Origin of the sequence: Sphaerisporangium sp. TRM90804 (genome assembly GCF_029846175.1) — a bacterium.
In the GTDB taxonomy this organism is placed as follows: domain Bacteria; phylum Actinomycetota; class Actinomycetes; order Streptosporangiales; family Streptosporangiaceae; genus Sphaerisporangium.
In genome coordinates this window covers 161,348-186,486 of sequence record NZ_JARWAC010000005.1, presented here as the reverse complement: position 1 = coordinate 186,486, position 25,139 = coordinate 161,348, and the positions used below count along the sequence as shown (strand labels likewise).

At 72.6% G+C, this 25,139-nt stretch carries 14 protein-coding genes; 7 read left to right on the top strand and 7 right to left on the bottom strand.

All coding sequences use genetic code 11. From position 1 onward, the window contains the following. Positions 1–273: 273 nt before the first annotated feature. Entirely contained in the window at positions 274–2,346 is a 2,073-nt protein-coding gene (locus PYR91_RS06750; protein ID WP_279778267.1) for a ComEC/Rec2 family competence protein, read from the top strand. A 1,348-nt stretch (positions 2,347–3,694) separates the two neighbouring features. Here PYR91_RS06750 and PYR91_RS06745 read toward each other — a convergent pair. Beyond that, entirely contained in the window at positions 3,695–7,561 is a 3,867-nt protein-coding gene (locus PYR91_RS06745; RefSeq protein WP_279778266.1) for a discoidin domain-containing protein, read from the bottom strand. A 626-nt stretch (positions 7,562–8,187) separates the two neighbouring features. On the opposite strand from PYR91_RS06745, the gene holA reads away from it, so the two are divergent. Next, positions 8,188–9,156 (top strand): DNA polymerase III subunit delta, encoded by a 969-nt coding sequence (holA, locus tag PYR91_RS06740; RefSeq protein WP_279778264.1) that lies wholly within the window; start codon positions 8,188–8,190, stop codon positions 9,154–9,156. A 133-nt stretch (positions 9,157–9,289) separates the two neighbouring features. Here the strand turns inward: holA and PYR91_RS06735 are convergent, their stop codons facing one another. The 5 genes from PYR91_RS06735 to rpsT form a co-directional block, all read right to left on the bottom strand. Beyond that, the gene (locus tag PYR91_RS06735) at positions 9,290–10,162 is read right to left on the bottom strand and encodes an ABC transporter ATP-binding protein (RefSeq protein ID WP_279778262.1); all 873 of its coding nucleotides are present in this window, start codon (positions 10,160–10,162) and stop codon (positions 9,290–9,292) included. Then, positions 10,159–11,121: an ABC transporter ATP-binding protein gene (locus PYR91_RS06730; protein ID WP_279778260.1), complete on the bottom strand. Its 963-nt coding sequence runs from the start codon at positions 11,119–11,121 to the stop codon at positions 10,159–10,161. The genes PYR91_RS06735 and PYR91_RS06730 overlap by 4 nt, the downstream gene beginning before the upstream one ends. Next, the gene (locus PYR91_RS06725) at positions 11,114–13,822 is read right to left on the bottom strand and encodes an FtsX-like permease family protein (protein ID WP_279778258.1); all 2,709 of its coding nucleotides are present in this window, start codon (positions 13,820–13,822) and stop codon (positions 11,114–11,116) included. Before PYR91_RS06725 ends, PYR91_RS06730 begins: the two co-directional genes overlap by 8 nt. Beyond that, the gene (locus tag PYR91_RS06720; protein WP_279778256.1) at positions 13,819–17,169 is read right to left on the bottom strand and encodes an ABC transporter permease; all 3,351 of its coding nucleotides are present in this window, start codon (positions 17,167–17,169) and stop codon (positions 13,819–13,821) included. The genes PYR91_RS06725 and PYR91_RS06720 overlap by 4 nt, the downstream gene beginning before the upstream one ends. A gap of 241 nt (positions 17,170–17,410) precedes the next feature. Further along, positions 17,411–17,683: a 30S ribosomal protein S20 gene (rpsT, locus tag PYR91_RS06715; RefSeq protein WP_279778255.1), complete on the bottom strand. Its 273-nt coding sequence runs from the start codon at positions 17,681–17,683 to the stop codon at positions 17,411–17,413. A gap of 364 nt (positions 17,684–18,047) precedes the next feature. Here rpsT and lepA point away from each other — a divergent pair, with 364 nt between their 5' ends. Beyond that, positions 18,048–19,874, top strand: coding sequence for a translation elongation factor 4 (gene lepA / locus PYR91_RS06710; protein ID WP_279778254.1), 1,827 nt, complete (start codon positions 18,048–18,050; stop codon positions 19,872–19,874). A 54-nt stretch (positions 19,875–19,928) separates the two neighbouring features. Further along, on the top strand, positions 19,929–21,146 hold the full coding sequence (gene hemW, locus PYR91_RS06705) for a radical SAM family heme chaperone HemW (RefSeq protein ID WP_279778253.1): 1,218 nt from the start codon (positions 19,929–19,931) through the stop codon (positions 21,144–21,146). Between the two features lie 3 nt (positions 21,147–21,149). On the opposite strand, the gene PYR91_RS06700 is transcribed toward hemW, so the two are convergent. Beyond that, complete coding sequence (locus PYR91_RS06700) at positions 21,150–21,962, bottom strand: DUF3097 domain-containing protein (RefSeq protein WP_279778251.1); 813 nt, start codon at positions 21,960–21,962, stop codon at positions 21,150–21,152. A 291-nt stretch (positions 21,963–22,253) separates the two neighbouring features. On the opposite strand from PYR91_RS06700, the gene hrcA reads away from it, so the two are divergent. The 3 genes from hrcA to PYR91_RS06685 are packed head-to-tail and all read left to right on the top strand — an operon-like array spanning position 22,254 to position 25,136. Next, entirely contained in the window at positions 22,254–23,261 is a 1,008-nt protein-coding gene (gene hrcA / locus PYR91_RS06695; RefSeq protein ID WP_279778277.1) for a heat-inducible transcriptional repressor HrcA, read from the top strand. Further along, positions 23,262–24,401 carry a molecular chaperone DnaJ gene (dnaJ, locus tag PYR91_RS06690; RefSeq protein WP_279778249.1) on the top strand — a complete coding sequence of 380 codons (1,140 nt, stop codon included), beginning with the start codon at positions 23,262–23,264 and terminating at the stop codon, positions 24,399–24,401. 9 nt (positions 24,402–24,410) lie between these two features. Then, positions 24,411–25,136 (top strand): 16S rRNA (uracil(1498)-N(3))-methyltransferase, encoded by a 726-nt coding sequence (locus tag PYR91_RS06685; RefSeq protein WP_279778248.1) that lies wholly within the window; start codon positions 24,411–24,413, stop codon positions 25,134–25,136. The last annotated feature ends 3 nt before the right edge of the window (positions 25,137–25,139 follow it).

Genomic DNA, 25,139 nt, shown 5'->3' with positions numbered 1-25,139 from the left:
CACCGCGTTCCTGGTATCGGCCGGGGCTTCCATGACGGCGTCCCCGGCATCGGTCAGGTCCTCGATCACCGCGTTCCTGGTATCGGCCGGGGCTTCCATGACCGCGTCCTCGCCATAGGTCGGGGCTTCCATCAGCGCACCCCTGCCATCGGCCGGGGCTTTCAGCTCGGGCGGGTCGCGGGGTGGCGGAATGTGGGGCTGGCGGTGTTGGGGTGTGTGGCGGCGGTTGCCGGTGGGGTGGCGTTCCGGGTCCATTCGGTCAGTACGGGGCCGGTGGCGGTGCTGGCGGAGGGGGAGGTGGGGGCGGTGACGGTGGAGATGGTCTTGACCGGCGATCCTCGGGTTCTTCCCGGGCATCGGGGGACGGTCCGGTATGAGCGGGTGGTCGTCGAGGCCGATGTCGAACGGGTCGAGACGTCCTCGGCGCGGTTCACGACCGTGGCTCCCGTGGTGGTGTTCGCGCAAGGGAGCGAGTGGGCGCGGCTGCTGCCCAGCCAGCGCCTGCGAGTCAGGGGACGGCTGGCCCCCGCCGAGCCCGGCGACCTCACCGCCGCCGTGCTGATGGTACGAGGGCCGCCCCAGGTGCTGACCGGTCCCTCCTCCGTCCAGGCCGTCGCGGGAGTGCTGCGCGCTGGGTTGCGTGAAGCCGCCGACGTGCTGCCGCCCGCCGAGCGGGGGCTGCTGCCCGGCCTGGTGGTAGGCGACGTCTCCCGCATGGACGAGCAGGTGAAAGAGGACTTCCGAGTGGCCGGCCTCAGCCACCTGACTGCCGTTTCCGGGGCGAATCTTGCCGTCGTGGCCGGTGCGGTGATCGCGCTGGGCCGGGTGGCCGGCGTGCCGCTGGGCGGGCGCGCGGTGCTGGCGGTGGCGGCGATGCTCGCCTTCGCCGTCGTGGCCCGGCCGTCGCCCAGCGTGCTGCGAGCCCTGGTGATGGGGTGCGTGGCGGCCGTGGCGCTGGGCACCGGGCGGTCCCGCGACGGGTTCGCCGCGCTGTCGGCGAGCGTGCTGGGGTTGCTGCTGTTCGATCCGGCGCTGGCCACGGAGTACGGCTTCACGCTCTCGGTCGTCGCGACCGGCGGCATCCTGGTGCTGGCGCCCGGCTGGCGCGACCGCCTGGCCCGGCGCATGCCGCGCTGGGCGGCGGAGGCCGTCGCGGTGCCCGTCGCCGCGCAGGCCGCGGTAACGCCGCTCCTCGTCCTCATGTCCGGAGAGCTGGGGCTGGTCGCCGTCCCCGCCAACCTGCTCGCCGGCCCGGCCGTGGCGCCCGCCACGGTGCTGGGGTTCGCGGCGACCCTGGTGGCGCCGGTCAGCGTCGAGGCGGCCGGCTGGATCGTGCGCCCCGCCGGATACGCCACCGGCTGGATCATCACGGTCGCCCGGCACGCGGCCGGCCTGCCGGCGGCCACCCTCCCGTGGCCCGGAGGTTTGGCGGGCGTCGCGCTCCTCGTCGTGGCGGTGGTGGCCGTCCGGCTGCTGTCACGGCGCGCGGCGTGGCGGTTGACGGCATGCGCCGTCGCGGCTGGCCTCGTCGTCTCGGCGCTGCTGGTGCGCCCGTTCGTGGCTACCTGGCCGCCGCCGGGCTGGCTGATGATCGCCTGCGACGTCGGGCAGGGGGACGCACTGGTGGTGTCGGCGGGCGACGGCGAGGCGGTGGTGGTCGACACCGGCCCGGACGCCGCGTCCGTCGACCGTTGCCTTCGCGCGCTGGACGTCACGCGGGTGCCGCTGGTGATCCTCACCCACCCGCACGCCGACCACGTCGGCGGCCTTGAGGGGGTGATGCGCGGAAGGGCGGTGGGCGCCGTGGTGGTGAGCCCGGGCCGTGAGCCCGCGGGCGAGACCGCCCGTGTCTCCGCCGGCCTGGCCCGGCGCCGCGTGCCCGAGTGGGTGGCGTCCCGCGGCATGGCCTGGCGGGCGGGGCCGGCGCTGCTGACCGTGGTCGGCCCCGGAGCGGACGCCGTCGCGGCCGGGCCGGGCGAGGGCTCGACGGCCAACAACGCCAGCGTGGTGATCCACGTACGGTGGCCCGCCGGGTCGGCCCTGCTGTCCGGCGACGTCGAGACCGAGGCACAGGAGGCCCTGGTACACGCGGGTCTGCCCCGCGCCGATGTGCTGAAGGTCCCCCACCACGGCTCGGCCCGCCAGCACCCGGAGTTCCTGGCCGCGACCGGCGCCCGGGCCGCCCTGATCAGCGTCGGCGAATCCAACGACTACGGCCACCCCGCCCCCCTGACGGTGACCCGCCTGCACGCCCTCGGCATGCGCGTCCACCGAACCGACCGCTCCGGCGACCTCGCCGTCACAGCCCAGGACGGTCAACTGGTGATCGTCTCAAGGGGCCGGTGAGTGCGCTGGTGCTCCCGCGTGCACCGGGTGGGCGCTTCGGCGACCGTGCCGTTGCAGCTCAGGACGTTCACCCGTGATCGTCGCAAGGGGCCAGGACGTGGGCCGATGATTGCGCGTCCACCGGGTGGGTCGCCTTCGGATGGGTCGCCTTGGCGGCCTTGCCGTTTCGGCGCAGGGCGGTCGCCCGGTGGTCGTCTCAAGGGGGCGGTGAGTGCGCTGTTGCTCTCGCGTCCACCGACGGCCGCTCCGGCGACCTCGCCGTCACGGCTCGGGACGGTCGCCCGGTGGTCGTCGCAAGGGGCCAGGACGTGGGCCGATGATTGCGCGTCCACCGGGTGGGTCGCCTTCGGATGGGTCGCCGTCACGGTCCGGACGGCCGCCGGGTGGTCGTCTCAAGGGGGCGGTGAGTGCGCTGGTGCTCCCGCGTCCACCGGGTGGTCGCTGCGGCGGTCTTGCCGGGCCGGGCCGGGACGGTCGTTTGACGACGGTCGTGGTGGGCCGGTGAGTGTGCCGTGGAAGGCTCCGGCGGGTGGGCGGCCCGGATGCCTGCCCTGGTGGATGCCTCAGGGGCTTGGTCGGGGGGCCTGGGGCGAGCCGGGGCGGCTGGCTGTGGTCAGCGGGTTGTGCGAGAGGTGGTTGCGGGGCGGGGGGTGTGGGTGTGGAAGTCGGTGTCGAGGTCGGCGGCGTAGATCGAGCGGCGGCAGGGGGCGCACCTGTACAGGACGGGGCCGTCGTCGAGGGTCGCCCCGCAGCGTGGGCAGCTGTGGCGTGACGGGCTGGAAAGCATGGGGTCTCACCTCACCTTTGTTTGTGGTGTTCAGACTGCCCGAGGATACCTGCAGTTGGATTGCCGATGACTTGCAACTGCACGTCCGGTCACACCCGGCGCGATCTGCGGTGAGCCGGAAAGAGGGTGGTGAGCTGCGGCGGGGCGGCTGTGGAAGGTTCATTACGGTGGAGTTACGGCGCGGATTCGCCGTGTATATCGGGCATGTGGTGCCGGGCGGCGGGCCTGCAGACGCGAGTGCCGCCGGAGGGGATCCTCCGGCGGCACTTCTTACGGGGGTCGGCTCGCGGCCTGCTCAGGGGCCTGAAGATTTACCTTCACGCTCCCGGCGGGTGATGAAACCAGTGGCCTGGCAGTGGGACGGCGGTAACCGCTCCGTGATGGCGGGTTCCCGCCCCTCGGCGGACTTGATCTCTTAGGGCCGTTGGTGGGTGATTGGGCGCCGCCCGCTCAGTGGCCTGAGGGATCATCCTCGGTCGGGCCACTGGCGGGCGGTGAGGCCTGGCGGGGTGGGACGGAGGGCGTCCGTCCCACCCCTGTGGGTTGGGGGCCAGGGCGGGGCTACGGGTTGATGACCAGGGTGAAGGTCGAGGTGGTGTTCTTGATGTCCTGGGCGTTGTTGCTCAGTCTCAGGCCGTTGAACGTCGCCGTTCCGACCGCCGGGCCCTGGCCGGCTTCGGGCATCTCGTTGACCCAGATGCCGAAGCCGGACTTGGCGTCGAAGGCGTCGCCGCTCTTGCGGGCGCCGGTGATCGAGACGTTCGTGAAGATGGTGTCCTTGACCGGGAACTGCGGCTGGCCGCCCACGTAGTTCGTCTGGAACATGATGCCGCTGTAGGTCGGGTCGATGATGTCCACGTTGGTCACGCGAATGCCCTGGAACACCTTGGACGCCGAGAAGATCCAGATGCCGGGGAACGTCTGCGAGCCCCAGAAGTGGCCGCCCGCCCGGACGATCGAGATGTTCTCGAACCGGGTGGGCGGGTCGGCGCCGAAGCCGTTCATCGCGTAGCCGAAGTCCAGCGAGCTGATGGTGATGCCGGAGTAGGTCAGCGTGTCCGCGATGTAGATGTTCCTGAACGTGTTGGCGTAACCGCCGTACACGGCCAGGCCGGCGGCGCGCCAGGGGAGGATCGCCGTCAGGTTCTCGTACACGTTGTCCTTCTCGTCCGCACCGCCCGCGTCGATCGCCGAGAACAGCGCGAAGCTGTCGTCGCCGGTCGCCCGCGCCTCGTTGTTGCTGACGAGGTTGTTCGTGCTGCCGTTCGTCATGTTGACGCCGTCGGCGAACAGGTTGCGGATGCGGGAGTTCTTGATCGTGATGTAGTCGGTGTTCGCGCCCCAGTAGAGGCAGACCGTGTGCTCGTTCCAGACGTTGTCGATCACCATGTTCGACACGTTGGAGAAGTCGAACACCTTGCCCGGTCCGTCGATCCGGGTCACGTAGTTCCCGAAGTAGGAGAAGCCGGAGAACGACGAGCCGTTCGCCGACGCCTCCGCCCGGAAGCCGATGTCGGTGTTCTCCTGGCCCGACGGAGCGTAGAACCGGCTGTACCAGGGCCCGGCGCCGACGACCTTGACCGCCTTGCCGTACACCTGGAACTTGCTGCCCGTCTGGTAGTCACCCGGCGGCAGGTAGACGCCGACGAGGGTGCCGGTGGTGTCCATGCGCACCCGGTCGAGCGCGTTCTGCACGTCCTGGTGGGTGAAGCCGGTCGGCGCGGTGTACCTCGCCGCGTCGGGGTTGGCGATCGGCGACACCTGCTCGGTGTTGATGAAGTCGATCGCGTAGGTGGTGCTGTTGGCCGGGTCCTTCTGCAGGCGGATCCGGCTGCCCGCGGGGACGGTCGTCCCGAGCATGACGTTGGCCTCGTCGTAGATGTGACGCGGCCCGCCGGCGCTCGGCGAGTTGCCCGGCGCGGTCTCGTTGCCGTACAGCCACGCGTACCTGGAGGTCAGGTTGATCGGCTTGAGGAACGTGCCGTTCACGTAGATGTTCAGCGTCGAGTTGATGCCGCCGCCGCCCGGCGCGTCGGGGATGGAGAACCGGGTGACCAGGGTGTTGGTGCTGGCCTTGGTGGTCCACTCCACGTAGGCGCCGTTGGTGTTCAGCGTGACCGCCCGGCGGCCGGAGGCCTCGCCGGCCGGGTCGCCGATGTCGCGGTTGGGCCCGACCACGGTGGCGCCGCCGCCGACCGTGCCGTCCTCGGCCTCGTACATGTCGTACGGCATGTTCGCGCCGCGGCCGACGAAGAACGGGGTGTTGCTGGTGTTGTTGGCGTACTTCACCGGCAACTCGTTGGCGTCGTTGGCCAGCACCGTGCGGACGGTGTACTTGCCGTTGGCGGCCGTCCAGGTCCCGAGGTTGACGGGGCTGGAGGTGGCGCCGGGCGCCAGCGTGCCGGTGTAGGAGCCGGTCAGCGTGCGCACGGCCGTGCCCGCCTCGTTCAGCACGGTGAGCGTGATGCCGTGGGCGCCGCCCGCGGAGGCCACGGTGCCCTGGTTCTTGATCGCGACCGAGAACGTGACGGTGTTGCCGACCGCCGGGTTGCTCGGCGTCCAGGTGGTGGTCGCCACCAGGTCCGAGGTGTCGACCGGCCGCACGACCAGCGAGGACGGGTTGGTGTAGCTGTTGTTGGTCTCGTTCTGCTCGATGACGGTGTTGGACTCGTCGACCTTGGCGCTCAGCGGGTAGGTGCCGGCGTCACGCGTGCCGATGCTCGCCGACACGGTGGCGCTCGCCCCCGCGGCCAGCGCGGCGACGTTCGCGGTGCCGACCCTGGTGGTGCCCAGGTAGAAGTTGACGGTCGTCGCGCCGGAGCCGGACGAGCCGCCGTTGCGCACCGTGGCCGAGAGCGTCACCGAGTCGGTCTCGACCGGGGAGGAGGGGGACGCCGTCATGCCGGTGATGGTGAGGTCGGGGTTGGGGGCCGCGGCGCCGATGACCTGGAACTCGGCGACCTGACCGGCGGGCGCGCCGGAGTTGGAGGTGATCCGTAGCTGCACGTCGGCGACCCGGGCGCTGACCGGGATCGTCACGGTGTTGCCGCTCGCCGGGTTGAAGCTGTACTGCGTGGCGGCGGACAGGCTGGTGAAGCCCGAGGCGGCCTGCTCGCGGCCGAGGACCTGGATGGTCTGGGTCCTCGGCCCCCACGAGCTGTCGGGGTTGAGCTTCACGACGACCGAGTCGACGTCGGCGTTGGAGCCGAGCTGGACGGTCAGCGAGTTCGGGTAGCTGCCGCCCGCGCCCTCCCAGTACGTCGCGACGTTGTTGTCGTTGGCGTTGGTGGCCACGAAGGTGAACACCGACGACGACGCGGTGATCGCCTTGCCGACGGCCAGGTTGGAGCCGCCGCCGCCCGAGCCGTTGCGCGTGACGGTGTTGCTGGAGGGCGAGATGTTGCCCGCGGCGTCCTTGGCCCTGACGAAGTAGGAGACCGTGGCGCTGGCGGGCTGGCTGTCGGTGTAGGTCAGGACGTTCCCGGCCACGCTGCCGCGGAGGGTGTTGTTGGCGTACACGTCGTAGCCGGTGACGGCGACGTTGTCGGTGGAGGCGCTCCAGGTGAGCCTGATCTGCCCGGTCGCCGGCTGGGTGTAGGCCAGGTTGGTCGGCTGGGTCGGCGCCACGGTGTCACCCGAGGAGCCCGTGCGCGTGACCGTGTTGCTCGCCGCTGAGATGTTGCCCGCGGCGTCCTTGGCCCTGACGAAGTAGGAGACCGTGGCGCTGGCGGGCTGGCTGTCGGTGTAGGTCAGGACGTTCCCGGCCACGCTGGTCCGCAGGACGTTGTTGGCGTAGACGTCGTAACCGGTGACGGCGACGTTGTCGGTGGAGGCGCTCCAGGTGAGCCTGATCTGCCCGGTGGCGGGCTGGGTGTAGGCCAGGTTGGCCGGCGCCGAGGGCGACTGCGAGTCGCCGGAGACGGGCCCGTAGACCTCGAACTCGGAGACCTGCCCGGCGGGCCAGCCGGTGTTGCCGGTGATCTGCAGGCGCACGTACCGGGCGGTGGTCGTGGCGAAGTTGATCGTCACCGTGTTGTTGGTGGCCGGGTTGAAGGTGTACCCGGCCGAGGCCACGATGCCGGAGAAGCTCGTGCCGTTGGTGCTGCCCTGGACGGTCAGCGTCTGCGTCCGCGTGTCCCACTGGCTGACGGGGAGCTTCAGGATCACCTGGTTGACGGAGACCGCCGAGCCGAGGTCGACCTGTACCCACTGCGGGAAGGCGTTGTTGACGCTCTCCCAGTAGGTGCCCTGGTTGCCGTCGGTCACGTTGCCGGCCACGTAGTTCTGGGAGTGGCCGCTGGCGGAGGCGGCCTTTCCCGCCGCCAGGTTGGGGCCCGCCGCCGAGGCCGGGAAGGCCAGCCCCGTGATGACGAGCAGGCCGGCCGTGAGCATGCTCGCGACCAGCCTGAACACGTGCTTCTCTCTCATTGCGTTCTCAATCTTTCGTCTGGAACGACAGGGGGATGCGACGGGCCGGGACCGTGCCGCACGACGCGCTCGACTACTGATGGGAACCGACTCGCTGGGGCCTCACGCGGGCTCCGCCCGGCTCGCCGTGCAGGTCATGGGGGAGAACCATGCCGGTCGGCGTGGACGACGGGGGAGACGCCGCGAGCGTGGGCGCCGGGGGGCGACCGACCGCGCAATGCCAAGGCCGACATCACCTGGGGCCTCCGTGGATGGGGGCAGGGCGGATGCACGGACGCGGTGCGCTCCAGCCAGAACTTGCGGAGAACGAGAAGAAATAGAACAGCCATTTGCAAAAATCTTGCATAGCGTTGGCCAAAGGTTACATACGTGCTACGGCCGCGTCAACGGGTCGAAAAGTGCGGTTGTCGCGGATATCGCGTTGCCACAGCACCCGTGTCCGATCTGTGACCGTAAGGCCGCGCGGCCGCGGCTTTCGCCATGGAAATCAGCGGCGTGCCGCTTCTTGTAAGGATCTTGCGGTAAAGCCGAATCGGCGTGCGGGCCGTACGGCGCCGCGACGCGGTGTTCCGGCGGCCGGGGCCGCGGGTTGCCGGCGGGCCGCGCGGACGTGGCATGCTGCTGGCATGGCGACGGATCCAGCACCTGTGACCCTGGTGGTCGGCGACGAGGAACTGCTCGCGGACCGCGCGGTGGGCGAGCTGGTCGCGGCCGTGCGCGCCGCCGACCCCGGCGCCCAGGTGCACGACCTGTTCGGCGGCAAGGTCGAGCACGGCGAGCTGACCCGCCTGGCCTCACCCTCGCTGTTCGGCGACCGCTCGATCGTGGTGTTCCGGTCGGCGCAGGACCTCGGCAAGGACGTGGTCGCCGAGATCGTCTCCTACACCGGGTCGCCGTCCGACGACTGCGTGGTCGTCCTGGTGCATCCCGGCGGGGTGAAGGGCAAGGCCCTGGTCGACGGCGTCAAGAAGGCCGGGGCCGCCGTCGTGACCGTCACCAAGCTCACCAAGGCGGGGGAGCGGCTCGACTTCGTCAGGGCCGAGATGCGGAACGCGGGACGCACGATCACCGCCGACGCCGCCCAGGCGCTGCTGGACGCGGTCGGCAACGACCTGCGCGAGCTCGCCGCCGCGTGCGGCCAGCTCGCCTTCGACACCCCCGGCAAGGCGATCGACGAGGGCGCCGTGGCCCGTTACCACCGCGGCCGGGCGGAGGTCAGCGGCTTCACCGTGGCCGACAAGGCGGTGGAGGGGAAGCTCGGCGAGGCGCTGGAGCAGCTCCGCTGGGCCCTCGGCACCGGCGTCGCGCCCGTGCTGCTCGTGAGCGCGCTGGCCGGGGGGGTCCGCTCGCTCGCCAAGGTGGGCAGCGCCCCGCGCAACCTCAGGGGCGGGCAGCTCGCGAGCCACCTGGGCATGCCCCCCTGGAAGATCGACCGCGTGAAGCGCCAGCTCAACGGCTGGGGCCCGGAGGGCATCGCCCACGCCATGCAGGCGCTCGCCGTCGCCGACGAGCAGGTCAAGGGCGGCGGCACCGACCCCGCCTACGCCCTGGAGCGCACCGTGCACGTGATCGTCGCCAGCCGCAACGGCCGGTAGCCCGGCCCGCCCCCGCGCACCGGCTTCCGCGCGCGGGCCGGCGGGCTGCGCGGTGGCGCCGCGACGCGTACCCCCGCTGCCGCGAGGGTTCGCGCACCGGGACGGCCGGGGGAGCGGGCCCCAGGTGGGCGGTCTACGCGGTGACGCCGGCGGGCTGGGGCTCGGCGGGGACGAGCGCTCCGTCGCGCAGTTCGAGGGTGCGGTCCGAGAGCGTCAGCAGGGCGGGGTCGTGCGTCGCGACCAGGGCCGTGACGCCCTCGCTGCGCACCACGGCGCGCAGGAGCAGCATGATCTGGCGCCCGGTCTGCGAGTCGAGCTGGCCGGTCGGCTCGTCGGCGATCAGCAGGCGCGGGCGGTTGGCCAGCGCCCTGGCGACCGCCACCCGCTGCTGCTGGCCGCCCGACAGCTCGTAGGGCCGCTGGTTCGCGTGCTTCTCCAGGCCGACCATCGACAACAGCATGGCGACCCGCCGCTCCCGCTCGGGGACGGGGGTGCGTGCGAGCCGCATCGGCACGCCCACGTTCTCGGCCGCCGACAGCACCGGGATCAGGCCGAACGCCTGGAAGACGTACCCGACCACGTCGCGCCGCAGCTCCAGCAGCCCCGCCTCGGGCAGCTCGGTCACCGTCCGGCCGGCCACGACCACCCGTCCCCCGTCGGGGCGGTCGAGCCCGCCGATCTGGTTGAGAAGCGTCGTCTTGCCCGACCCCGACCGTCCCCGGATGGTGACGAGCTCGCCCGGATACGCCTCGAACGACACGTCGCGCAGCGCGACGACCTCCTTGGGCCCGGTGCGGTAGACGCGGGTCACCCCCTCGACGACGACGAGCGGCTCGCCGGAGCCGACCGGCCGGAGGTCGCCCGGGAGCCCCTCAGGGGCGTCCCCGGCGGGGCCGGAGCGCCCGCCGGGGACGTGGCGGCCGTCCTCGGCCGCCGGACCGTCGTGCCCGGACGGACGGCCGTCCTCTGCGCCGGGATGCGCGGGGCGCTCGCGGGGGTCGTTCACTGGGGGTCCTCCGGCTGGGGCTTGTCGGGCCATACTCCGATGTGGTCGCGTTCCAGCTCCAGCCGCACCCGGCGCTCCATGCCGAGCGTGCCGGTGAAGTCCCGGGGAAGCTGGAGACGGCCGACGCGGTCGAGCACCGCGTACTCCTCGGCGATGATGTTGCCGTCGGACGCCTCCCGCCGCAGCGTCTCGCTGCTCGTGCGCCCGTCGCGGATGCCCACCGTGCGGTCGACCTGCTCCGACACCAGCGGGTCGTGCGTCACGACGACCGCCGTGACGCCGAGCTCCCGGTTGGCGCCGCGCAGGGCGGCGAACACCTGCTCGGAGTTCTCGCTGTCCAGCTCGCCGGTCGGCTCGTCGGCCAGGATGACCTGCGGGGAGTTGGACAGGGCGACCGCGATGGCCACCCGCTGCTGCTCCCCGCCCGACATCTCGGCCGGCTTGCGGTCGGCGCAGTACCCCACCCCCAGCAGGTCGAGCAGGTCGTCCACCGGGGGGCGGTCCGCGCCGGCCCCGCGGCCGGCCAGGCGCCGGGGCAGGTGGACGTTCTCCCTGGCCGACAGGTAGGGCAGCAGGTTGCGGGCCGTCTGCTGCCAGATGAAGCCGACCAGCTCGCGGCGGTAGCGCAGCCGGTCCTTGGCCGTCATCGCCAGCAGGTCGGTGCCGGCGACCCGGGCCACGCCCGCGGTGGGCACGTCGAGCCCTGACAGCACGTTGAGCAGCGTCGACTTGCCGGAGCCGGACGCGCCGACGATGGCGATCAGCTCGCTCTTCTCGACGAGCAGGTCGAGCCCCTGCAGCGCGACCACCTCGACGCCCTCGGTCTTGTAGATGCGCACCAGGTTGTCGCACAGGATGTGCGCGTCCTCCCCGAAGGCCGGCCGCGTGTGGCCGGCCCGCGCCTCCAGCTCCGACAGGGTCGGGTCTTCCAGGTCGATCGGTGTCTCCAACTCACTCACCCACTCGCAGGATCGAGCCGAGGGACCGGCGTCGGCCGATCACGGCGTGGAGGAACGCGCCGGCGACCGCGACGGCGGCGAGACCGGCGGCCAGCAGGACCGGCGTGGTGACGCCGGGTTCGTAGTCCCGAACCGCGAGATCACCCGCGTAGACGCTGAGGTCGACGCTCGGCCCCAGCGCCGACGGCAGCACCAGGCCGAGGACGAGCCCGGCGCAGGCCGTGAGCACGACCAGCGGGGTGATCTCCAGCACGGTCAGGTTGGCGGCCTGGCGCTCCGACAGCCCCAGGGTGCGCAGGTACGACAGCGCGCGTGCCCGCTCGGCGGCCCCCACGACCAGGGCGATCACCACCGTGAGCAGCGCGTACACCCCCAGGGCGATGGTGGCCACCAGGAAGCTGCCGGTGATGGTGGCGGTGAGCGGCGTCGCGGTGACCTTGCCCAGCGACTGCTCCACGGTCGACACCAGGATGTCGCGCCTGTCCCCGACGGCGGCCCTGAGCTGTGCGGGGTCGATGCCGTCGCCCTGGATCAGCAGCAGGGTGGTGTAGAGGCGGGCTCCGGCGCGCTTGGACGCGTCGTACGGCACCACGATGAGGTTCTCGGTGGTGAAGCTCACCCCGGGGAGCCCGCCGGTGATGGTCCCGGCCTTGGTGAGGTTCATGCGGACGTGCCAGCCGATCTCGAACGTGCTCAGATGGGCCAGGTCCGGAGACACCAGGACGGGGATCGCCGAGGGGTCGGGGGCGGGGGCCGGCGGCGGCGCCTGGAGCGGCGTTCCGGCCAGGATGCGCCGGTAGGCGTCGAGGTCCACGGCGACCACGGTCGCGGTACTGCCTCCGAGCCCGAGCTGCACGGTGCCCTTGTCGGCGGGCACGACCCCGCGTACGCCGGGCACTCGCCGCACCCGTTCGACGGCCTCCGGCGACAGCTCGGCGGCGCTGTCCACCCGCGCGGCGGCGCCGGTCGCCTGCCAGGCGGCGCGGTGCTGCGTCGCGTCGAGCGCGTCCCCGACCACGGCGCCGTACACCGACACCGCCAGCGCGGGCAGCAGGATCAGCACGGGAAGCGCGGTCACCGACCTGGCCCGTGCCGCCAGGGTCAGGCCGACGAACGGCACCGCGGGCCGCGCCCGGGCGGCGAGCCGGACGACCAGCCGCAGCGGGAAGGGGTAGCAGCGCAGGGTGATCAACGCCGCGGCGACGGTGAGGGCCGCGGGCACCAGCATGAGGAACGGGTCGGCGCCCTGCGCGGCGTTGTCCTCGGTGGTCAGGCCCCTGGTGCGCAGCAGGTATGCCCCGCCGAGCGCGAGCACCACGGCCAGCAGCTCGACGACCACCCTGCGGGGGGACGGCCGGCGGGCCACCACGTCCTCGCGCCGCTGGTTCAGGGGCTTGCGGTGGGAGAAGGCCAGGCGGACCGCGGCGTACGCCACCGCGACCGCGGACAGGAGCAGCGGGCCGAGATGGACCACCGGGGTCACCGGCCCGGGCACGAGGTACGACAGGGCGTAGCCCACGACGGCGGCCGGCACGACGGCGAGCGCCACCACGCCGGTGCCGGCCCCGGCGACCTGCGCCAGCGACGCGCCCCGCGCGCGGGCGAGCCCGAGGGCCGGGCGCAGGCGCTCGGTCATGAGCTGCACGGTCAGCGCGATGACGCCGATCGCCACGACGGCCAGCCCGCCGATGATCAGTGCCATCAGCGCCTGGGCCGTGCCCAGCCGTTTCATGAAGTCACGCAGCAGGTCGGCGAGCCCGGTGTGCAGCTCGAACGGGACGAAGGCGCCGATCTGCCCCGAGCTGGTCACCCTCTTGGCGCTCTCCTGGCTCAGGAAGCGCTGGTAGTCGCCCACCTCGGCGATCACGGGAACGGCGTTGCGTGACGTCAGGACGGACGGGTCGAGAGCGATGACCCACTTGTTCATGAGGTCCCGGTCGGTGCGGCTCAGCTCGCCGAGGGCGCTCAGGTCGGTGAGCCCGGTGATGCGGTGCTCCTCGACGTCCGAGCCGGCGACGCGGCGCACGGTGACGTTGGTGAGGTCGAGTTCGTGCTGCCAGTACCGGTCGGTCTTGTCGAGCACCTGGAACAGGCCGGTGACCCGCGCCAGGATCGGGCGGCTGTTGCCGAGCACGAGCGTCGTGCCGACCGGGATGGCCATGCGGTCGGAGGCGTTCTCGACCAGCGCGACGTCGAACCTCGGCACGTCGCGCAGCTCGGGCAGGCCGGGCACGCGGGCCAGCACGGACGGCGGCCCGGGCGGCCGTCCCTCCACGTACCGCACGCGCTGGGCCGCGCCGGAGAGCCAGGCCAGGTCGACGTACTGGAACGACCGCTCCCCCCCGCCCAGGCGCCCGGCGACCGGGGTGCCGATCGACTTCACGCCGTAGTGGGCGGCGCCGCGCCGGCTCCTGTCCTGAGCCGAGGCCAGCACGGGCGGCAACAACGACCGCCAGCGGGCGTCCGCCGTCTTGAACAGCTCGTCGGTGGTGACGTGCTGCTCCGGCGACCTCGGGCGCTGGGAGACGGTGAGGTCGGTGAGGCTCGCGGCGGTGTCGTCAAGGATGCCGTGCAGGGCGTCGTCGTAGGAGGCCTCGGCCTGACGCGGCAGGGCCGCGATCAGCAGCGCCGTGCTCAGCGCCAGCACCGCCAGCACGGCCGCCGTTCCACGGTGGGCCCTCAGCAGGATCAGCGGGTTCAACGGTCCTCCCCGATGCGCAGGACCCGGCCGAGGCCGTGGCGCCGCAACGAGCGGGCGAGGCCCGCGATGATCGCGAACAGCAGGACGGCGACGGTGACCAGCATCGCCAGCGTGGCGGGCCAGGGGATCGCCAGCACGACCGACGGCGTCACCGCGGCGGCCTGACCCGTCAGGACGATGTGCGGCACCACCAGCACGGTCACGCCCAGGGCCAGCAGCGTCCCGCCCACGAGCGACAGCACGACGAGGAACGCCTGCTCGACCGCGAGCAGGCCGAAGATCTGGCGGAAACCGACGCCGAGCGCCCGCAGGATCGCGAACTCGGCGAGCCGTTCGCGCGCCGCCACCGCCGCGTTCACCAGGAAGCCCAGCACCGCGAACACCAGCGCGGCGGCGAAGCCGAGGATGAGCGCGCCCTGCAGGCCGCTGGCCAGCGGGTCGTCCCTGAGCGTCCGGGTCAGCGACCCGAGGTCCACCACCGTCTGGTCCCACTCGGGGTGCCGGGCGAGCTCGGCCGCGGCCGCGGCGGTGTCGCCGTGTGCCGACATCCACCATTCGCCCGCGGGGCGCGGCTCGCGGCCGGAGGCGATGTCCCGGGTGAGCAGCGTTGGCAGGTCGGCGAGGACGGTGCGGGTACCCGCCGTGGTGCCCGGCATCGCGGTGACGATGCCCGCCACCGTGATCTCGACGGGCTGGCCGTCCAGCGTCAGCAGCCCCGCCTTGCCCACGCTGAGGCTCTCGCTCTGCGCGATGTCGGCCGTGAGCACGACCGGCACGGGCCGGAAGAGCGAGTTCGGCGACGTGGCCGTGGCCTTGGCGCCGGCCTGCTGGGCGGGGGGCGGGACGAACAGCTCGTCGTTCGGGACGGCGGCGGGCGCGGCCACCAGGGCGATGCGGTCGGTGTCGGTCGTGGTTCCGGGGCGCCTTCGCGGGGCGGGCACGGTCACGGTGAGCAGGGAGGCGGGCCCGGAGGTGACCTCCTCATCGCCCAGCCGGCCCTCGCCCCGGGCGATGTGCCCCCACCGCACGTCCGGCGGCATCGCGACCTCGCCGCCGGTGTCGGTCGTGATCGAGGCCACGTCCAGCTTCAGGCCGCTGCCCTCCGCCGGCCCGTCGCCCTGCGGGGGGATCGGCACCTCCAGCGACATGCCGCGGATGCTCAGCGGGTAGGCCAGCCGCCCCGAGAGCCCTGCCAGGGCGGTCAGGTCGGCGGTGACCTGGTGGGCCTCGCCGTCGGTCGCGAAGGGCCCGAAGACGGCCTCCGACTGCGCGCCGAGCGCGTCCGAGAGCACGATCCTGAGCCGGACCCCCGCGTACCGGGGCGCGAACGACGGCGTGTCCAGGCTCAGCCGCGCGTCCAGCGTCAGCGCCCGCGGCGTGCCGGGCAGCGGGACGACCGGCGTGGCGGGGCGTCCGTCGGCCAGCCCGGCGGCCATCGCGCCGACCGGGCGGGTGGACAGGTCGGGCCGGAGCATCAGCATCCGGGTCAGCTTGGTGGCGTCGACGGCGATCAGGGTGGCGTTGGCGTCCGGGAAGGTCGCCGTCCCCCGGTACACCGGACTGATCTCGCCGACGCCCGGCAGGCCGGCGTAGACGGCGCCCTTGCCCAGGCGGCCGAGCTCGGCCGACTCCAGCGGGCCGGAGACGCGCAGGTCGGCGCCCGCCTGGTGCCGCGCTTGGTCGAGCTGGGACGCCCGCCAGGTCGCCGCGGTCGCCAGGGAGACGACGCCGATCGCGACCGCCATGGTCAGCAGCAGCGCCGGCCCGGAGTAGCGCAGCGGGCGGCGGCTCACCTGCCAGGCGCCGAGGGCGGGGGCCAGGCTCGCTCGGCGCGAGGTGAACCGCTCGGCGATCCGCGAGACGCGCGGCACCAGGCGCAGGCCGAGCATGCCGCCGCACAGCAGCGCGAGCGCCGGGCCGGTGATGATCAGCGGGTCGACGCCGAGCTCGCCGGAGGCGGTGGCGGTGACCGGCGCGCCGTACCGCTGGAGCTGCCAGATCGCCAGGGCCGCCACCACGAGCAGGGCGAGGTCCCCGCCCGCGCGCTGCAGCATCCCCTGCCGGTCGCCGCGGCCGCGCGACGCCTGCTCCTGCACGTAGGTGCGGCGCGCCCCGCGCACGGCGGGCAGGGCGAGCAGGACGGCGCAGGACAGCGCCACCCCGGCGGCGATCGCGAACGTGGTGACGTCCGGCTCGGGCGCGATGCGCACGCCCGCCGAGCGGATCCACGGGATGGCGTTGACCAGGCGCAGCAGCGGCGGGGCGAGGAACGGGGCGGCCAGCGCGCAGGGGAGGGCGACGAGCAGGGTCTCCTGGCCGGCCAGCAGGGCCAGCCGGACGCTGCCCGCGCCGCGCGAGCGCAGCAGCGCCACCTCCATGCGCCGGTGGTCGGCGAGCAGGCGGGCGGTCAGGATCAGCGCGTACGCCGCGAGCAGCAGCAGCTGCAGCACCGGGATGAGCATGGTGGACCTGGCCACCAGCGCCGCCTGGTCGAGCTGGTTGAGCATGTCGGGCAGGCGGGAGTAGGTCTCGCACGAGGAGCAGTCGCGCTTGAGGTCCTCCCCGAGCCCGGCGACCGAGGCGGCGAACGGGCGCAGGCGTTCGCCGGTGAGGTTGCGCAGGTCGGGTACGGCGGTCCAGGTGACGGTGACGCTGGTGTTCGCGAAGCGTGACAGGAAGGCGTCGCGGGAGACCATCAGCGGGCCGTAGGTGGTGTAGTTGCCGCGCTCCACGCCTCTGCGCAGGAGCTCCTCGCCCGCCCAGCGCTCGCTGTAGGGGTCGGTGAGCTGGAAGATCCCGGCCACCCGCACGCGCACGGTGCCGTCGTCCAGACGGCTGCGGACGGTGATCTCCCGCCCGGTGCTCACGTCCATGGCGCGGGCCGCCGGCTGGGAGAGCGCGACCTCGACCACGTCCCCGGTCGCGGGGCCCGGCCAGGTGCCGTCCTGCAGCCGCGCGTGCCGCTCCAGGCCGTCGTAGGTGCCGAACCGGATCAGCTCCGGAATCTTCAGCGCCTCCTGGCCCGGCATGGCATAGGAGTCGGAGCGGGCGCTGAGCGCGATGTCGTGCGGGACGGTGCCCCGCCCGAGGGCGTCGAGCCTGCCGCGTACGGCGCGATCGACGTCGGCGAAGTCGCCCTGCCGGATCGGAGCGGAGATCTTCGTGGCCGTCGTCGTGGCGGAGGCGGTCGCCATGGCGCGCCGCACGCCGACGTCGGCGACCGTGGAGGCGTACATGGTGAGCGCCACGAGGGTCGTCGTGGCGAGCAGGATGGACCCGAAGGCCGCGAAGAGGAGCAGAGGCTCGCTGAACGCGCGCCGAAGCACCAGAGGTGTCCGCCCCCGCATGAACCGCCTCCTGGTGAAGTGCCCGTTTTGGCACACCTTAGTGACGGCGTCTGGCGTGGTGGGAAGGGGTGGAAGGCCACGGTGACTGAGCCGATATCCGGCGGGAGCTTCTCCGTGATATCGAAATCATGACATTTGCCCGGGGGCCGGCCGGCCCGCCGGGCGCGGCGACATCCGGGTACGCCAAAACGCCGCGCCCGGCCGATTCCTGATCGGCGCCGACGCGGCGTTGAGGAAGGAGCTACTTGGCCGCCGCCAGGTCGGCGACGCGCTTGGCGATCGCCGACTTGCGGTTGGCCGCCTGGTTCTTGTGGATGACGCCCTTGCTCACGGCCTTGTCGAGCTGACGCGAGGCGGCCCGCATGAGAACGCCGGCCTCCTGCGCGTTGCCCTCGTCGGCGGCCTCGCGGAACTTACGGATCGCCGTCTTGAGGGACGACTTGACGGCCTTGTTGCGCAACCGGGCCTTTTCGTTCTGCCGGTTGCGCTTGATCTGGGACTTGATGTTCGCCACGAAGAAGCCTCGGTGAAAGTCGGTTGGATGGGGCGCGCGGGCAGAGAGGGCGCGCCACACGCAGTTGCACAGGGTACCAACATGCCAAGTGCCCCCTCAAATCGGCGAGCACGGCACACCCCTGCGTTCGTATCTTAACGCAGCACCGAGCCCGCGGGTCTCGGTGCCCGTTAAAATGAGAAAGGCGCGGCACCGTCACGCCGGTGAGGCGGGGCGACAGGCCCGGGCGATCCGGCCTCGGGGCGAGGTCGCGCCGCTGTGCTGTCTGGCGGCGAACCGGGATCGCTCCCGGCGTGCCACCATGGTCAGCGGCCGGCCCGCCGGCCTCCTCGTGATCACGACAACCCTTCCGAAACGGACCCCGGTGCGCAACCAGCCTGGCCAGACAGACCCCGCGTCGATCCGCAACTTCTGCATCATCGCGCACATCGACCACGGCAAGTCGACGCTTGCCGACCGGATGCTGCAGCTCACCGGTGTGGTCGACGACCGGCAGATGCGCGCGCAGTACCTCGACCGCATGGACATCGAGCGCGAGCGCGGCATCACCATCAAGTCGCAGGCCGTCCGCCTGCCGTGGGACGGCCACGTGCTCAACATGATCGACACGCCGGGCCACGTCGACTTCACCTACGAGGTGTCGCGGTCGCTGGAGGCCTGCGAGGGCGCGGTGCTGCTGGTCGACGCCGCCCAGGGCATCGAGGCCCAGACCCTGGCCAACCTCTACCTGGCCATGAACGCCGACCTGCACATCATCCCGGTGCTGAACAAGATCGACCTCCCGGCCGCCCAGCCCGACAAGTACGCCGAGGAGCTCGCCAACCTCATCGGCTGCGACCCCTCCGACGTCATGCGGGTGTCGGGCAAGACCGGCGCGGGCGTGCGCGAGCTGCTCGACACGGTGGTCCAGCAGGTGCCCGCCCCGGTGGGGGACGCCCACGCCGCCGCCCGGGCGCTGATCTTCGACTCGGTGTACGACACCTACCGCGGGGTCGTCACCTACGTGCGGGTCGTCGACGGGAGCCTGTCCAAGCGCGAGCGCACGGTGATGATGTCCACCGGCGGCGCCCACGAGACGCTGGAGCTCGGCGTCATCTCGCCCGAGCCGGTGCCGTCGGCGTCGCTCGGCGTCGGGGAGGTCGGCTACCTCATCACGGGCGTCAAGGACGTCCGCCAGGCCCGCGTCGGCGACACCGTGACCTCCGCCGCCCACCCGGCGAGCGAGCCGCTCGGCACCTACGAGCACCCGCGGCCGATGGTGTACTCCGGCCTCTACCCGATCGACGGCGACGACTACCCCGAGCTGCGCGACGCGCTCGACAAGCTGCGCCTGAACGACGCCGCCCTGGTCTACGAGCCGGAGACCTCCGCCGCGCTGGGGTTCGGCTTTCGCTGCGGCTTCCTCGGCCTGCTGCACATGGAGATCGTCCGTGAGCGGCTGGAGCGCGAGTTCAACCTGTCGCTGATCTCCACCACGCCCAACGTGATCTACCGGGTGATCATGGAGGACGGCAAGGAGATCGTCGTCACCAACCCCTCGGAGTTCCCGAGCGGCAAGATCGCCGAGATCTACGAGCCGGTGGTCAAGGCCACCGTGCTGTCCCCGTCCGACCACATCGGCGCCATCATGGAGCTCTGCCAGGGCCGCCGCGGCTCGCTGCTCGGCATGGAGTACCTCTCGGAGGAGCGCGTCGAGATCCGCTACACGATGCCGCTCGGCGAGATCATCTTCGACTTCTTCGACCAGCTCAAGTCGCGCACGCGCGGGTACGCCTCCCTCGACTACGAGCCCTCGGGCGAGCAGGACGCCGATCTGGTGAAGGTCGACATCCTGCTCCAGGGCGAGGCCGTCGACGCCTTCAGCGCCATCGTGCACCGCGAGAAGGCCTACTCCTACGGCGTCGAGATGGCCAAGAAGCTCAAGGAGCTCATCCCGAGGCAGCAGTTCGAGGTGCCGATCCAGGCGGCCATCGGGGCCCGGGTCATCGCCCGGGAGAACATCCGCGCCATCCGCAAGGACGTCCTCGCCAAGTGCTACGGCGGCGACATCAGCCGTAAGCGCAAGCTGCTGGAGAAGCAGAAGGAAGGCAAGAAGCGCATGAAGATGGTCGGCCGGGTCGAGGTCCCGCAGGAGGCCTTCGTCGCCGCGCTGTCCACCGAGGGCGCGGGCGCCGACAAGGGCAGGAAGTAACCCGCCCGGCCCCGGGCGGCCGGGGCACCGGGCGCGGGGCGGCAGACTGGGGTCGTGCCCTCCGTACTTCTCGACGGCGACGCCGTGCCCGCCTCGGGGGAGCTGCCCGCCAGCGCCCTCGACGGGCTCGGCGCGCGCCCGTTCGGCTTCTACGTCCACGTGCCGTTCTGCGTCACCCGCTGCGGCTACTGCGACTTCAACACCTACACCGCGGCGGAGCTGGGGCCGGGCGCCTCCCGCGCCGACTACGCCGGCACGGCGATCGAGGAGGTCCGGCTGGCCCGCCGGGTGCTGGGCGACGCCGACCTGCCGGTGAGCACGGTGTTCTTCGGCGGCGGCACCCCCACCCTGCTGCCGGCCCGCGACCTGGTGGCCGTCCTGCGCGCCGTGGACGCCGAGTTCGGCCTGGCGCCCGGCGCCGAGGTGACCACCGAGTCCAACCCCGAGTCCGTGGACGCCGCGTACCTGGAGGAGCTGCGCGCCGGCGGGTTCAACCGCGTCAGCTTCGGCATGCAGAGCGCCAAGGAGCACGTGCTGGCCGTCCTGGACCGCCGCCACACGCCGGGCCGCCCGGCGCGCGCCGTGCGCGAGGCCCGCGAGGCGGGGTTCCGGCACGTCAACCTCGACCTGATCTACAGCACGCCGGGGGAGACCGGCGCCGACTGGCGCGACTCGCTCGCGGCGGCGATCGACGCCGGGCCCGACCACGTGTCCGCCTACTCGCTGATCGTCGAGGAGGGCACCCGGCTCGCCGCGCGCGTGCGCAGGGGGGAGCTGCCCATGCCCGACGACGACGTGGCCGCCTACCGTTACGCCGTCGCCGACACGATGCTGGCCGAGGCGGGCTTCTCCTGGTACGAGGTCTCCAACTGGGCCACCACCGAGGAGGCCCGCTGCCGCCACAACCTGCTCTACTGGACCGGCGGCGACTGGTGGGGCGTCGGGCCCGGCGCGCACGGCCACGTCGGCGGCACCCGCTGGTGGAACGTGAAGCACCCCGCCGCCTACGCCGCCCGCCTGTCGGCCGGGTCGTCTCCCGCGCACGCCCGCGAGGTGCTGTCGCGGGACGACCGCTACGTCGAACGGCTGATGCTGGAGCTCCGCCTGGACTCCGGCTTCCCGCTGGACGACGTGCGCCCCGCCGCGCGCACGGCCGTCGCGCGCGCCCTCGGGGACGGCCTGCTGGAACCGGAGCCGTTCACCCGGGGCCGCGCCGTCCTGACCCTCAGGGGACGGCTGCTCGCCGACGCCCTGATCCGCGACCTCACCTGACGGCTACTCCGCCGTCACGAAGTCGATCAGCTCCTCGACGCGGCCGAGCAGTTCCGGCTCAAGGTCGGCGAAGGTGCGCACGGAGCCGAGGATGCGGCGCCAGGCCTCCGGCGGCTCGGCCCGCCAGCCGAGGGCGGCGATGACGCCCTCCTTCCAGGGGATCCCGCGCGGGACCGACGGCCAGGCGGGGATGCCGACAGCCGACGGCTTGACCGCCTGCCAGACGTCGACGAACGGATGCCCCACCACGAGCACGTGGGGGGAGGTCACCTGGGCGGCGATGCGGCTCTCCTTGGACCCGGGCACCAGGTGGTCGACCAGCACGCCCAGCCGGCGGCCGGGGCCGGGGCCGAACTCCTCGGCGATCGCCGGCAGGTCGTCCACACCCTCCAGGTACTCGACCACGACCCCCTCCACCCGCAGGTCGTGGCCCCAGACCTTCTCCACCAGGGCGGCGTCGTGCACGCCCTCGACGTAGATGCGGCTCTCCCTGGCGACGCGGGCCCGCAGGCCCTGCACCGCGATGGACCCCGACGCGCTGCGGGAGGGCGACTCGGCGGCCCGCGGAGCCGGGCGGATCAGCGTCACGGGCCTGCCCTCCAGCAGGAACGCGGCGGGCGCGAGCGGGAAGAGCCGCCGACGCCCGAAGCGGTCCTCCAGCGTGACGGCCTCCTTGTCGCAGGCGACCACGGCCCCGCAGAAGCCGCCCTCGGCGTCCTCGACCACCAGGCCGGGCTCGGCCGCCACCTGCGGGATCTTCCCGCGTAGCGGCCTGCGCCAGTCTCCGGCCAGCACGTCACGTCCGTAGTCCCGCATAGCAGGGCACGCTAGCAAAGATCACGCCTCGGGCGGCCGTGACCCGGCACGCACCCCAGGGCGGGCGTGGACGGGCGTCCCGCACGGCGCATCGCAGGTATGGTGGCCGTTTCCGCCTGGAAGCGAGACTCCGAGGGCGCGGCCCCTGCCCCGCCGCCGGCCGGCCCGCACAGGGGTCGCCCGCACGAGTCTTCGCGCCCCGGCGGCCGGAGCCGTACACTTGGCACTCGGGAACACTGAGTGCCAGACACGCGTTTACGCAGGCACGAACGCAGGCAGGAGGTGAGCACGTTGCTCGATGACCGCAAGCTGGCGGTTCTGCGCGCCGTTGTCGAAGACTACGTGTCCACCAACGAGCCGGTCGGCTCGAAGGCGCTGGCGGAGCGGCACAACCTGGGCGTGTCACCCGCCACCGTACGCAACGACATGGCCGTGCTCGAGGAGCAGGGCTACATCACCCAGCCGCACACCAGCGCGGGCCGCGTCCCCACCGACAAGGGCTACCGGCTGTTCGTCGACCGGCTGTCGCAGATCAAGCCGCTGTCGGGCGCCGAACGCCGCGCGATCGAGACCTTCCTCGCCGGCGCCGTCGACCTCGACGACGTCGTGACGCGCACCGTGCGGCTGCTGGCCCAGCTCACCCGGCAGGTGGCCGTGGTGCAGTACCCCTCGCTGATCCGCTCGACCGTGCGGCACGTCGAGCTCGTGCCGCTGGCCGAACGGCGCATCATGCTGGTGTTGATCACCAACACCGGCCGGGTCGAGCAGCGCGTGGTCGATCTTCCAGAGGCCGTGGAGGAGGACCGCATCGCGCATCTGCGCGCGGTGCTCAACGCCTGTCTCGACGGCTGCGGGCTGAGCCGCGTGCCCGAGACCCTGGCCGACCTCCAGGCGCGCCTGCCAGAAGAGGACCGCGAGATGGCGGGCACCATCCTGTCGGTGCTGCTGGAGACCCTGGTCGAACGGCACGAGGAGAAGATCGTCTTCGCCGGCGCGGCCAACCTCGCCGGGGACTTCACCGTCGGCCTGCGCGACGTCCTGGAGGCGCTGGAGGAGCAGGTCGTCCTGATGCGCCTGCTCGGCGAGGCGAGCGATTCCTCCATCATGGTGCGGATCGGCTCGGAAAACCCCTATTCCGGCCTTCACGGCACCTCCGTCGTCGCGGCCGGATACGGTTCGGGCGACAATGAACTGGCCCGGCTTGGAGTGCTGGGCCCGACGCGAATGGACTACCCGGTGACAATGGGAGCGGTGCGCGCAGTGGCACGCTATGTCGGCCATATCCTGGCGGGGTCCTAGGTGGCCCGCGACTATTACGGCATCCTCGGCGTGCGCCGGGACGCCGGCCAGGACGAGATCAAGAAGGCGTACCGCCGCCTGGCCCGCGAGCTGCACCCGGACGTCAACCCCGACCCGGAGACGCAGGAGCGCTTCAAGGAGATCAACCAGGCCTACGAGGTCCTGTCCGATCCCGGCAAGCGCCAGATGTTCGACCTCGGGGCCGACCCCTTCGGCTCGCCGGGCGGGGCCGGGGCGGGCGCCGCGGGGTTCGGCGCGGGCTTCCCGTTCAGCGACATCATGGACGCCTTCTTCGGCGGCGGCGCCGGGGCCCGCGGGCCCCGCTCGCGCGCGCGGCGCGGCCGCAACGCGACCATCCGGGTCGAGCTCGACCTCGCGGAGTCCGGGTTCGGCACCACCCGCGAGCTGGTCGTCGACACCGCCGTCCTGTGCGAGGTCTGCCACGGCTCCGGTGCGGCGGCCGGCACCCACCCCGACACCTGCGACATGTGCCATGGGCGCGGCGAGGTCTCGCAGGTCACCCGGTCGTTCCTCGGCCAGGTCATGACCGCGCGCCCATGCCCCCAGTGCGGCGGGTTCGGCTCGATCATCCAGCACCCCTGCCAGGAGTGCTCCGGCGACGGGCGCGTGCGCACCCGCCGCACGATCAAGGTGCGCATCCCGGCCGGCGTCGAGGACGGCACCCACATCCAGCTCGCCGGCGAGGGCGAGGTCGGCCCGGGCGGCGGCCCCGCCGGAGACCTGTTCCTGGAGATCGTCGAGCGGCCCCACGAGATCTTCGAGCGGCGCGGCGACGACCTGCACTGCACGGTGCAGATCCCGATGACCGCCGCGGCGCTCGGCACGATCCTGACCGTCGAGACGCTCGACGGCGCCGAGGAGATCGACGTCCGCCCCGGCACCCAGGCGGGCCAGGTCATCCCCCTGTACGCGCGCGGTGTCCAGCGGCTCAACGAGACCGGCCGGGGCGACCTGCTGATCCACGTGAACGTCGAGACCCCCAACCGCCTCGACGCCGCCCAGGAGGAGCTGCTCAAGGAGCTGGCCAAGCTCCGCGGCGAGGAGCGCCCGCCCGGCAAGTTCAGCCCGGGCCAGCAGGGTTTCTTCTCCCGCCTCAGAGACGCCTTCAACGGCCGCTAGGGTTCGCGGGTGAGCGTTCCCGTCTTCCTCGCCGGCGACCTGTCCGGCGAGGAGATCCACCTGTCCGGCCCCGAGGGGCGGCACGCCGCCACCGTGCGCAGGCTGCGCTCGGGGGAGCGCGTCGACCTCACCGACGGGGCGGGGGCCGTGGCCGAGTGCGTCGTCGCCGACGTCGCCAGAGACTCGCTCCGGCTCAAGGTCCTCGGCCGTCGCGCCGTCCCCGCGCCCGCGCCGCGCCTGGTGGTCGTCCAGGGCCTGCCCAAGGGAGACCGCGGAGAGCTGGCGGTCGAGATGATGACCGAGGCCGGGGTCGACGTCATCGTCCCCTGGGCCGCCGCCCGCAGCGTGACCCAGTGGAAGGGCGAGCGTGCGGCCAAGGCGCTGGCTCGCTGGCGGTCGACGGCTCGGGAGGCCGGCAAGCAGGCGCGGCGGTTCCACCTGCCGCACGTCGCCGAGCAGGCGACCACGGCGCGGGTGGCTGAGATCCTGAGCGAGGCGCAGGTGGCGGCCGTGCTGCACGAGGAGGCCGAGCGGCCGCTGTCGGGGCTGGCGCTGCCGGCCGAGGGCGACGTCGTGGTGGTGGTCGGCCCCGAGGGCGGCATCACCGGCGAGGAGCTCGACCTGTTCCGCGCGGCCGGGGCCGCGCCGGTGCTGCTGGGCCCCACCGTGCTGCGCACCTCCACGGCCGGTGTGGCCGCCGCCGCCGTCCTGCTGGCCCGTTCGGGGCGCTGGTAGCGG

What these genes read in the sequence shown, in the direction of transcription:
- PYR91_RS06720 (WP_279778256.1), bottom strand. Translation starts at nt 17,169, where the DNA reads ATGCGGGGGCGGACACCTCTGGTGCTTCGGCGCGCGTTCAGCGAGCCT.
- PYR91_RS06745 (WP_279778266.1), bottom strand. Translation starts at nt 7,561, where the DNA reads ATGAGAGAGAAGCACGTGTTCAGGCTGGTCGCGAGCATGCTCACGGCC.
- PYR91_RS06700 (WP_279778251.1), bottom strand. Translation starts at nt 21,962, where the DNA reads ATGCGGGACTACGGACGTGACGTGCTGGCCGGAGACTGGCGCAGGCCG.
- holA (WP_279778264.1), top strand. Translation starts at nt 8,188, where the DNA reads ATGGCGACGGATCCAGCACCTGTGACCCTGGTGGTCGGCGACGAGGAA.